This window comes from Streptomyces sp. NPDC058525 (assembly GCF_042719495.1).
GTDB lineage: Bacteria > Actinomycetota > Actinomycetes > Streptomycetales > Streptomycetaceae > Streptomyces.
Window position 1 is genome coordinate 1 of record NZ_JBHXNP010000175.1, and the last position, 9,614, is coordinate 9,614.

Here is a 9,614-nt window from a genome sequence, read left to right on the forward strand (position 1 = left end):
GGATTTGGCTGATCCCGTCCGCCAAGTGCCGGGCACAATCCAGCCCCGCCGGCGTTTGAGGCGCGGGGTCTGGGGCGGAGCCCCAGGAGGCGGCGGGCTACGAGTGGCCCAGGTCGGCGGCCGGGAGGTCGGACGTGGGGACCGAGCCCGTGTCGGGGGACGGACGGAGGGGGAACTCGTCCGCGGCCATCGAGTCGAGCACCGGCGGAGCCGGCCTCAGCGGCGCCGGCATGACCGCGGCCTCCGAGTGACCACCGCACCCGTACGACAGCGACACCAGACGGCCGTCGGCCGGACTGAACTCGTTCGCGCACACCCCGAACGCCTGCCCCAGCGAGCCCCCGATCGCGACCAGGAAGCCGCAGGAGACACAGGACGCCGGCGCGGCCTGCGCCATCGGCGTCTTCGCGCCGAACGACTCGTCCCAGCGGTCGGCCGCGCCGTGCAGCCCGTACCGCGAGAGCACCCGCGCCCGGCGCATGCCCAGTTCCTCGGCCACGGCCGTGATGGACCCGCGGACCGGGACCACCGCGCGGTCGGTGACGTCCGCGTCCTCCGCCTCGACCAGCTCGGCCATCTCCGTGGAGACCACCGAGTTCGGCGGCGGCGCGTCCTCGCCCGACCAGCCCGCCTCCAGCCGCAGGTCCTCGGCGTCGGTGGGCAGCAGGTCGCCCGGGCCCATGTCGCCGGGGCGCAGCCGCTCGCTCCACGGCACCCACTCGGGGGCCAGCAGCGCGTCCTCGCCGGGGAGCAGCACCGTTTCGTCGAGGGTGATGTTCTTGGCGCGGGAGGCGCGGGTCACGGTGACGGCCCAGCGCCAGCCGCGGTAGCCCGGCTCCTTGGACTCGAAGAAGTGCGTGACGACCCGGTCGCCCTCCGCCACCGCGGAGACGTGCTCGCCCACCACACCGGGGAAGGCGGCCTCCTCGGCGGCCGCACGGGCGAGGTCTACCGCCTCGACGCACAGGCGGTCGGGGGTACGCGGGGTACGGCTTCGCGTCGTCGCAGCACTCACTGGTCTCGTTCTCTCCTACGCCGTCTCACGAGTGCGCCGTCCGTACTGTCGTCCACAACGACCCGTCGGTCCTGTCCGTACGTGGAACGGGCGGAGCGGACCAGAGGGCCGCGTCGACGTCCGCACCCGATCGGACTCCGGGCGCACCTTTATGCGATCCATTCTGCGGGATCGCGAAGAGGCGCGCGGCCAAGAGCAACCGCCGGTGGCGCGCTACGCACGCTACCTCCTTCGAAGCCCCGGGCCCACATGCAAGGTCCGATTCGCGGAGATGGGCGCGCGGGGAGCAACCCCCGCGACGCGCCGGGGAGGGTCCGGGAGGGGCCCGTGGGGCACTATGGCCACGTGGCACCCGTACGGTCGTCCCGCGACGGCTCGGGACCGGCCAGGCGGGCCGGCCGGGCGCTGGGGCGTGCCCTGCACCTGCCCATCACCGGTACGGCGCGCGGCATCCGGCGGGCCACGCACGCGCACGGGGCCGGCGAGTCGGGCCTCGGCAAGCTGATCGAGCTGCACGCCATCAACGGCGCCGGCGACATGATGATCACCGTGGCGCTGGCCTCGACGGTGTTCTTCTCCGTACCCACGGACGAGGCACGCGGCCGGGTGGCCCTGTACCTGGCGATCACGATGGCCCCTTTCACCCTGCTGGCTCCGGTGATCGGGCCGCTGCTGGACCGGTTGCCGCACGGGCGGCGGGCCTCGATGGCGGCGGCGATGCTGGCGCGGGCGCTGCTGGCGCTGATGATGTCGGCCGCGGTGGCCACGGGCGGGCTGGAGCTGTATCCGGCGGCGCTGGGGGTGCTGGTCTCCTCGAAGGCGTACGGGGTCGTGCGCAGCGCGGTGGTGCCGCGGCTGCTGCCGCCCGGGTTCTCGCTCGTCAAGGCGAACTCCCGGGTCACGCTGGCCGGGCTGCTGGCCACGGGCGTGGCGGCGCCGGTGGGGGCCGGGCTGCACCAGATCGGGCCGCAGTGGCCGCTGTACGGGGCCTGCGCGATCTTCGTGTGGGGCACGTTCGCGGCGTTCACGCTGCCGCACAAGGTGGACGAGGCGCGGGGCGAGCGGCGGGCCCGGCTGTCCACGCACGAGGCGCACTCGAAGCGTCCGGGGCTGCGGACGGTCAGCCGGTCGGTGCTGTGCGGGCTGCTGGCGAACGCGTCGATGCGGGCCCTTTCCGGGTTCCTGATCTTCTTCCTGGCGTTCCTGCTGCGCGAGCATCCCCTGGCGGGGCAGAGCGCGGCGGTGTCGCTGGGCATCGTGGGCGTGTCGGCGGGCGTGGGGAACGCCTGCGGCACGGCGGTCGGGGCGTGGCTGCGGGCGAGGGCGCCGGAGGTGATCATCGCGGCGGTGCTGTGCCTGACGCTCGGGGTGGCGGTGCTGGCGGCGGCCTTCTTCAGCGGGCTGTTCATGGCGGTGCTGGGCGCGACGGCGGGCTTCTGCCAGGCGCTGGCGAAGCTGTCGCTGGACGCGATGATCCAGCGGGACGTGCCGGAGGCGGTGCGGACGTCCGCGTTCGCCCGTTCGGAGACGCTGCTCCAGATGGCGTGGGTGCTGGGGGGTGCGATCGGGATCGCGCTGCCGTTGAACGGGGTGCTGGGGATGTCCGTCGCCGCGGGCGTGGTCGCCCTCGGCACGACCATGGCCCTGCGCGGCCTCATGAACGCCCCCCGCCACCACCCGGGCACCCCCCGCCCCCGAGTCGCCTAGCCCGGGCTGAATTCCAGCCCCGCCGGCGTTTGAGGCGCTGGGGGTCCGGGGGCTGGCCCCCGGCAGCGGCGCCGCACCCGGGCAACCGGGCAGACCCACCTCGCCGGCGTTTCGGGCGGGGGTCTGGGGCGGAGGCCCAGGGGGTGGGCGGAGCGGCGCGCCGCAGGCCGGGGGACCCCGTGCAGCGGCGCAGCCCAGTGGCCCGATAGCCTTCGGCTCATGACCGCACCGCTTTTCTCGGGTAGGGCCCGCCGCAGCGTCGCGGCCCTCGGAGCCGTGTCCGCCGGCCTCCTCCTCCTCTCCGCCTGCGACAAGCCGACACCGCTGGCGACCGTGACGGTCGGCACCTCGTCGGTGTCCGCCGAAGCCGCCTGCCGCGGTGGCGCCGAGCCGCTGTCCATGGAGAAGGTCCAGGACTGCCTCACGAACCTGAAGGACGCCAAGTCCGTCGAGTACGCCCGCGGCGACACGCTGCGCCTCGGCGTCGAGCCGGACGTCGTCGAGGACGGCAAGAAGTGGCAGGCGGTCCTGGACGGGCAGCCCATCACCGAGCCCTCCTCGAACACCTACCGCAGCTTCCCGGGCGCCGACGTCTTCGCGACCGGCGGCCAGGGCGAGGCCCCGGCCTCGAAGAAGCTCGCGTTCGTCCAGGTCGGCGAGGACGGCAAGCCGCTGTCCGTCTGGACCTTCAACCTCAAGCTCAAGTAACCGGGCGGCACCGGTGCGCGCGCTCGTCGTGACCGCGGTGGCGGCGGAGGCAGACTCCGTCGTCAGCGCTCTTGAAGGACCGACCCCTCATCCCGATTCCTTCGGTCCTGAGCCGCGCACCCTTCCCGGCGGCTACCTCGTCACCCGCCGGGACCTTCCGGGCATCGCCTTCGACGTGCTCGTCGGCGGCGTCGGTCCGGCGGCCGCCGCCGCCGGCACCGCCACCGCCCTGGCCGTCGGCTCGTACGAGCTCGTCGTCTCGGCCGGCATCGGCGGCGGGTTCCAGCCCGCCGCCCCGCCCGGCTCGCTCGTCGTCGCGGACGCGATCGTCGCCGCCGACCTGGGCGCCGAGACCCCCGACGGCTTCCTGGACGTACGGGCCCTCGGCTTCGGGCACAGCGTCCACCTGCCGCCGGCCGAGCTCGCCGCGCGCGCCGCCGAGGCCACCGGGGCGCTGCTCGCGCCCGTGCTGACCGTGTCCACCGTCACCGGTACCGCCGCCCGGACGGCCGAGCTCGCCGCCCGGCACCCGATGGCCGGGGCCGAGGCCATGGAGGGCTTCGGGGTGGCGGAGGCGGCCGCCGCGCACGGGCTGCCCGTACTGGAGATCCGCGCCGTGTCCAACGCCGTGGGCCCTCGCGACCGTGCCGCCTGGCGGATCGGGGACGCGCTCGCCGCCCTCGCCGACGGCTTCCGCGCGCTGGGGCCCGTACTCGCGAACTGGGGAGAACGCCATGAGCACCGGTGAACCGCTGAAGATCGCCTACTCGCCCTGCCCGAACGACACGTTCGTCTTCGACGCCTGGGCACACGGCCGGGTCCCGGGCGCGCCCGCCCTCGACGTGACCTTCGCCGACATCGACATCACCAACGGCATGGCCGAGCGCGGCGAGCTGGACGTGCTGAAGGTGTCGTACGCGGTGCTGCCCTGGGTGCTCGAGGAGTACGCGCTGCTGCCCTGCGGCGGGGCGCTGGGGCGCGGCTGCGGTCCGCTCGTGCTGGTGAAGGACGCCGGCCCGGCCGGCGGGGCGGGGCCCGACCTGAGCGGCAAGACGGTCGCGGTGCCGAGCGAACGCTCCACCGCCTACCTGCTGTTCCGGCTGTGGGCGGCGGACGTGCTGCCGGCCGGGGTCGGCAAGGTCGTCGTCCTGCCGTTCAACGAGATCATGCCCGCGGTGCGCGACGGCCGGGTGGACGCCGGACTGGTCATCCACGAGGCCCGGTTCACCTATCAGGACTACGGGCTGCACTGTCTGGCCGACATGGGCGAGCACTGGGAGTCCACGACCGGCCTGCCGATCCCGCTCGGTGCGATCATCGCGAGGCGGGCGCTGGGCGAGGCGACCCTGAAGGCGCTGGCCGAGGCGGCCCGTGCGTCGGTCCGGATGGCCTGGGACGATCCGGAGGCCTCCCGCCCGTACGTCCGGGCCCACGCGCAGGAGCTGGACCCGGCCGTCGCCGACCAGCACATCGGTCTCTACGTCAACGAGTTCACCGCCGACCTCGGCGACGCCGGGTACGCGGCGGTGCGCGGGCTGCTGACGCGGGCGGCCGCCGAGGGGCTGGTACCGGCCATTTCGCCCGGAGCGCTGGCGTTCCCGTAGTCCGCCGGGGCGGACCCGGCCGTCGCATGTGTGTGCCCCGCCGCTCTGCCGAGGGCGGGGCACGGACGTGGTGCGGCCGGGCTCAGACGTCGAGCTGGTCGGCCACCGCGCGCAGCAGGCCGGCGATCTTCGTGCCGTGCACCTTGTCGGGGTAGCGGCCGCGCTCGAGCATCGGCGTGATGTTCTCCAGCAGGGTCGTGAGGTCCTGCACGATCGAGGCGAGCTCGTCGGGCTTGCGGCGCTGGGCTGCCGCGACGGACGGTGCCGGGTCCAGGACCGTCACCGAAAGTGCCTGGTCACCGCGCTGGCCGGCGACGACACCGAACTCGACGCGCTGGCCGGGCTTGAGGGAGTCGACCCCGGCAGGGAGCACCGACGAGTGGACGAAGACGTCGCCGCCGTCGTCGCGGGAGAGAAAGCCGAAGCCCTTCTCGCTGTTGAACCACTTGACCTTGCCGGTAGGCACGTCCGTCCTCTGTCCTTGTGCTCGTCGGAGTCCGAAGTGCCGTGGAACGGCTCCGGATAACAGTGCAGCGGGTCAACTGTGACCCGCCACCTCAAGGCTAATGGTCGAGGGCCGGGTGACAAGACGTTCCCCGGTCCTTCGCCGTCGGCCACTCAGGCCAGGGAACTACCCTGGTGGGGTGACTGTTACTCCTCCTGCCGACGAAGCACGGCCCGGCGACGCCCTGGTGAAGGCCGGCGGCATCGTTTTCATCGTGGGCGCCGTGGCCACGCTCGCGACGATGGCTCCGCTGTTCCTGGACCTCGACCCGTTCCCCTCGTACGCGTGGGCCGTGTGCATGCTGATGGGCGTGGGCTTCGCGATCTCCGCGGCGGGCGTGCTCCGCTCGGCCGCGGCGCAGCGCCGCGCGGCCCGCGCCTCGCAGGCGTAGCCGCGGCGGCAGCCGTACCGGGCTGTGCGGCTTAGGCGGGCTGTACGGCTTAGGCGGGCTGGGCGGGCTGGACCGGCTGGGCCGCGACGTACTCCGCGAGCCACTGCGGCAGCGCGGTGAGGTCGGCGAGCACCACGTCGGCGCCCGCGGCGCGCAGTTCCGGCTCGGGGCAGGGGCCGGTAGGCACCACCACGGACAGCGCGCCGGCCTTGCGGGCGCCGCGTACGTCGCCCACGTGGTCGCCGACGTAGACCTGCGCGCCGTACTCGCGCAGCGCCCCGGCCTTGGCCTCCGCCCACAGCCAGCCGATGACGGCGTCCGGCTCGATGCCCAGGTGCTTCAGGTGCAGGCGGGCGTTGGGCTCGTGCTTGGCGGTGACGACGATCGCCCGGCCGCCGAGCGCCTGGACCGCCTCGATCGCCTCGCGGGCGCCCGGCATCGCGGGCGTCGGCTCGATCGCGTATGTGGGATAGATCTCGCGGTAGCGGTCCGCCATGGCCGGAATCTCGGCCTCCGGGAACCAGTACGCCAGCTCCTCGTCGAGCGGCGGCCCAAGCCGCGTGACCGCCGCGTCGGCATCGATGAACGTGCCCGTTTCGGCCGAGAGTGCCTGGTAGGCCGCCTTGATTCCCGGGCGCGAATCGATGAGGGTCATATCGAGGTCGAAGCCGACGGTGAGGTTCATACCTGCCATTGTGCCGAGGCGGACCGACGCCCGGGCCGACAGAGGGCCGACAACGGGCCGACAACGGGGGAACGTACACTTAGGTTTGCCTTACAAGATCATGAAATAGGTGACATGTCTGCCCCGCCCGCTCTCCGGCGCGCCCTGACGACCCGTCGCATCGGGTGGACCGCAGCCGCCTTCGCCGCACTCATATGCGCGGTGGTGCTCTCCCTCTCCGTCGGCGCCCGCCCCGTCCCGCCCTCCGTGGTCTGGGACGCCCTGGTCCACGGAGCCGGCGGACCCGACGCCGACGTGGTGCGCAGCCTGCGCGTCCCGCGCACCCTGATCGCCCTCATGGTCGGTGCGGCCCTGGCCCTGGCCGGGACCGCGCTCCAGGGCATCACCCGCAATCCGATCGCCGACCCCGGCATCCTCGGCATCAGCCAGGGAGCCGGGGTCGCGGTCGTCTGCGCCATCGCCTTCGCGGGCGTGCACACGCTGAGCGGGTACGTGTGGTTCGCCTTCGCCGGAGCGGCCGTCGCCTCCGTCGCCGTCTACGCCATCGCCTCCGGCGGCCGCGGCGGCGCGACCCCGGTGAAACTGGCGCTGGGCGGGGCCGCGATCAACGCCCTGCTGGTGTCGGTCACCACCGGCGTGCTGACGACGAAGGCCTCGGCGCTCGACGAGTTCCGCTTCTGGCAGGTCGGCTCGGTGGCCGGCCGCGACCTCCAGGTCGTCCACCAGATCTGGCCGTTCCTGCTGGTGGGCCTGGTCCTGGTGGTGTCCGTGGCCCGCGGCCTGGACGCGCTGGCCCTCGGCGAGGACGTGGCCAAGGGGCTCGGGCAGAACGTGGCCGCCGTACGGATCGTCGGCGGCCTCGGAGCCACCGTGCTGACCGGCGCCGGAGTCGCGGCCGCCGGGCCGATCGCCTTCATCGGGCTCGCCGTCCCGCACCTCGCGCGCGCCCTCGTCGGCGGCGACCACCGCTGGCTGCTGCCGGTGGCCGCGCTGATCGGGCCGGTGATGCTGCTCGTCGCGGACGTGGCCGGACGGGTCGTGGTGCCGCCGGGCGAGGTACCGGCCGGGGTGATGACGGCGCTCATCGGCGTGCCCTTCCTGGTCACGCTGGTCCGCCGCAAGGCGGTGGCCGCGTGAGCGCCGTGCCGTTCGGATACACCCTGGTCCGCACCCGGCGCGGCTCCTTCCTGCTGCACCGCCGCGCCATGTTCGTGGCGCTGGGCCTCGCCGCGCTGCTGGCGGCCGTCTGCGTCGTGTACCTGTCGGTCGGCGAGTCCTTCGTCGCCCCCGGCGAGGTGCTGAAGGTGCTGCTCGGGCAGCCCTCCCCCGACGAGCTGGTCGTCGGCACCCTGCGGCTGCCCCGGATGACGGCCGGGCTGCTCGTCGGCCTGGCCTTCGGGGTGGCCGGCGCGCTGATCCAGACCGTCGCCCGCAACCCGCTGGCCTCCCCCGACATCATCGGCATCAGCCAGGGCGCGAGCGCCGTCACCGTGGCGGCGCTGACCTTCGGGGTCACCTCGTACGCCGTACTGCCCTACCTGTCGGTGCTCGGCGGGCTCGTCGCCGCCGTCCTCGTCTACCTCTTCGCATGGCGCGGCGGGCTGCACGCGACGCGCTTCGTGCTGATCGGCATCGGCTTCGCCATCGCACTGCGGTCGGTGACCACCCTGCTGATGACCAAGGGCGACTACCTGGTCGCCCAGCAGGCGCAGATCTGGATGACCGGCTCGCTCAACGGGCGCGGCTGGGACGTCGCGACCCCGCTGGCCTGGGTGCTGCTGGCACTGCTGCCGGGCGTGCTGTGGGCGGCGCGGGCGCAGCGCGGCGTCTCCCTCGACGACGGCACCGCCACCGCACTCGGGGTGCGGCTGGGCCGGGTCCGGCTCGGGCTCATCGCCCTCGGCGTGGTCCTGGCCTCGGTGGCGACGGGCGCGGCCGGGCCGGTGGACTTCGTGGCGCTGCTCGCGCCGCAGATCGCCCGGCGGATGACCCGTACCGCGCAGATCCCGCTGCTGTGCTCGGCGCTGGCGGGCGCGGTCATCGTCGTGCTCGGCGACCTCCTCGCGCGCAGGCTGTTCTCCCCGACCGAGCTCCCGGTGGGCGTGCTGACCGCCGCCGTGGGCGCCCCGTACCTGATCTGGCTGATCGTCCGCAGCCGTACTGGAGGCAAGGCATGACCCCGATGAGCCGTCTCTCCGCGCGCGGGCTGACGCTCGCGTACGAGGACCGGGTGGTGGTCGAGGACCTGGACCTGGCCGTCCCCGACGGCAAGGTGACGGTGATCGTCGGACCCAACGCGTGCGGCAAGTCGACGACGCTGCGGGCGCTCGGCCGGCTGCTGAAGCCGCGCTCGGGCGCGGTGCTGCTGGACGGGGCCGCCCTGTCCTCGCTGCCGACGCGGCAGATCGCGCAGACCATCGGGCTGCTCCCGCAGTCCCCGGTAGCCCCGGAGGCGATCACGGTCGCCGACCTGGTGGCGCGGGGTCGCCAGCCGCACCAGCACTGGTGGCAGCAGTGGTCGGAGGAGGACGAACGGGCCGTGGTCGACGCCATGGCCCGCACCTCGGTCTCCGACCTGGCGGACCGTTCGGTGGACGCCCTGTCGGGCGGGCAGCGGCAGCGCGTCTGGATCGCGATGGCGCTGGCGCAGGACACCGAGCTGCTACTCCTCGACGAGCCCACCACCTTCCTGGACATCGCCCACCAGGTGGAGGTGCTGGACCTGGTCCGGCGGCTGAACCGGGACCGGGGCCGGACGGTGGTGGCCGTCCTGCACGACCTGAACCAGGCGGCGCGCTACGCGGACCACCTGGTGGCGATGAAGGCGGGCCGAGTGGTGGCCGAGGGCCCGCCGGGGGCGGTGGTCACCGCCGACCTGGTCCACGAGGTCTTCGGCCTCACTTCGATCGTCATCCCGGACCCGGTAACAGGCTCCCCCCTGGTCATCCCAACGGCCCCTACCCCGTAGCCCTGGCCATCCAGCCCCGCCGGCGTTTGAG

Annotated in this window: 11 protein-coding genes; 8 read left to right on the forward strand and 3 right to left on the reverse strand. The window is 73.8% G+C overall.

The annotated features are described in order from the left end of the window. Nucleotides 1-97: 97 nt before the first annotated feature. A complete protein-coding gene (locus ACFWP3_RS40775) occupies nucleotides 98-1,015 on the reverse strand; it encodes a DUF3027 domain-containing protein (RefSeq protein WP_384231807.1) in 918 nt (305 codons plus the stop codon). Nucleotides 1,016-1,342: 327 nt separating this feature from the next. Between ACFWP3_RS40775 and ACFWP3_RS40780 the strand changes: the two genes are divergently transcribed. The 4 genes from ACFWP3_RS40780 to ACFWP3_RS40795 all read left to right on the forward strand — a co-directional run bounded on the left by ACFWP3_RS40780 (nucleotide 1,343) and on the right by ACFWP3_RS40795 (nucleotide 5,034). Beyond that, nucleotides 1,343-2,722: an MFS transporter gene (locus tag ACFWP3_RS40780; RefSeq protein WP_384231809.1), complete on the forward strand. Its 1,380-nt coding sequence runs from the start codon at nucleotides 1,343-1,345 to the stop codon at nucleotides 2,720-2,722. 219 nt (nucleotides 2,723-2,941) lie between these two features. Continuing rightward, nucleotides 2,942-3,430 carry a DUF2771 domain-containing protein gene (locus ACFWP3_RS40785; protein ID WP_384231811.1) on the forward strand — a complete coding sequence of 163 codons (489 nt, stop codon included), beginning with the start codon at nucleotides 2,942-2,944 and terminating at the stop codon, nucleotides 3,428-3,430. A 13-nt stretch (nucleotides 3,431-3,443) separates the two neighbouring features. Then, nucleotides 3,444-4,178, forward strand: a complete 735-nt coding sequence (locus ACFWP3_RS40790; protein WP_384231814.1) for a futalosine hydrolase — start codon at nucleotides 3,444-3,446, stop codon at nucleotides 4,176-4,178. Next, nucleotides 4,165-5,034: a 1,4-dihydroxy-6-naphthoate synthase gene (locus ACFWP3_RS40795; protein WP_384231817.1), complete on the forward strand. Its 870-nt coding sequence runs from the start codon at nucleotides 4,165-4,167 to the stop codon at nucleotides 5,032-5,034. Before ACFWP3_RS40790 ends, ACFWP3_RS40795 begins: the two co-directional genes overlap by 14 nt. 82 nt (nucleotides 5,035-5,116) lie before the next feature. On the opposite strand, the gene ACFWP3_RS40800 is transcribed toward ACFWP3_RS40795, so the two are convergent. Then, complete coding sequence (locus ACFWP3_RS40800) at nucleotides 5,117-5,500, reverse strand: cold-shock protein (RefSeq protein WP_322975534.1); 384 nt, start codon at nucleotides 5,498-5,500, stop codon at nucleotides 5,117-5,119. 178 nt (nucleotides 5,501-5,678) lie between these two features. Between ACFWP3_RS40800 and ACFWP3_RS40805 the strand changes: the two genes are divergently transcribed. Then, nucleotides 5,679-5,930, forward strand: coding sequence for a hypothetical protein (locus tag ACFWP3_RS40805; RefSeq protein ID WP_362303208.1), 252 nt, complete (start codon nucleotides 5,679-5,681; stop codon nucleotides 5,928-5,930). Between the two features lie 49 nt (nucleotides 5,931-5,979). Here the strand turns inward: ACFWP3_RS40805 and ACFWP3_RS40810 are convergent, their stop codons facing one another. Beyond that, nucleotides 5,980-6,624: an HAD family hydrolase gene (locus ACFWP3_RS40810; RefSeq protein WP_384231820.1), complete on the reverse strand. Its 645-nt coding sequence runs from the start codon at nucleotides 6,622-6,624 to the stop codon at nucleotides 5,980-5,982. A 105-nt stretch (nucleotides 6,625-6,729) separates the two neighbouring features. On the opposite strand from ACFWP3_RS40810, the gene ACFWP3_RS40815 reads away from it, so the two are divergent. Genes ACFWP3_RS40815 through ACFWP3_RS40825 form a run of 3 tightly spaced genes read left to right on the forward strand, consistent with a single transcriptional unit; the run spans nucleotide 6,730 to nucleotide 9,583 of the window. Next, nucleotides 6,730-7,752 carry a FecCD family ABC transporter permease gene (locus ACFWP3_RS40815; protein WP_384231823.1) on the forward strand — a complete coding sequence of 341 codons (1,023 nt, stop codon included), beginning with the start codon at nucleotides 6,730-6,732 and terminating at the stop codon, nucleotides 7,750-7,752. Further along, the gene (locus tag ACFWP3_RS40820) at nucleotides 7,749-8,792 is read left to right on the forward strand and encodes a FecCD family ABC transporter permease (RefSeq protein ID WP_384231826.1); all 1,044 of its coding nucleotides are present in this window, start codon (nucleotides 7,749-7,751) and stop codon (nucleotides 8,790-8,792) included. Before ACFWP3_RS40815 ends, ACFWP3_RS40820 begins: the two co-directional genes overlap by 4 nt. A 5-nt stretch (nucleotides 8,793-8,797) precedes the next feature. After that, a complete protein-coding gene (locus ACFWP3_RS40825; protein WP_384231828.1) occupies nucleotides 8,798-9,583 on the forward strand; it encodes an ABC transporter ATP-binding protein in 786 nt (261 codons plus the stop codon). Nucleotides 9,584-9,614 lie beyond the last annotated feature (31 nt).

What these genes read in the sequence shown, in the direction of transcription:
- ACFWP3_RS40785 (WP_384231811.1), top strand. Translation starts at nt 2,942, where the DNA reads ATGACCGCACCGCTTTTCTCGGGTAGGGCCCGCCGCAGCGTCGCGGCC.
- ACFWP3_RS40795 (WP_384231817.1), top strand. Translation starts at nt 4,165, where the DNA reads ATGAGCACCGGTGAACCGCTGAAGATCGCCTACTCGCCCTGCCCGAAC.
- ACFWP3_RS40810 (WP_384231820.1), bottom strand. Translation starts at nt 6,624, where the DNA reads ATGGCAGGTATGAACCTCACCGTCGGCTTCGACCTCGATATGACCCTC.
- ACFWP3_RS40815 (WP_384231823.1), top strand. Translation starts at nt 6,730, where the DNA reads ATGTCTGCCCCGCCCGCTCTCCGGCGCGCCCTGACGACCCGTCGCATC.
- ACFWP3_RS40825 (WP_384231828.1), top strand. Translation starts at nt 8,798, where the DNA reads ATGAGCCGTCTCTCCGCGCGCGGGCTGACGCTCGCGTACGAGGACCGG.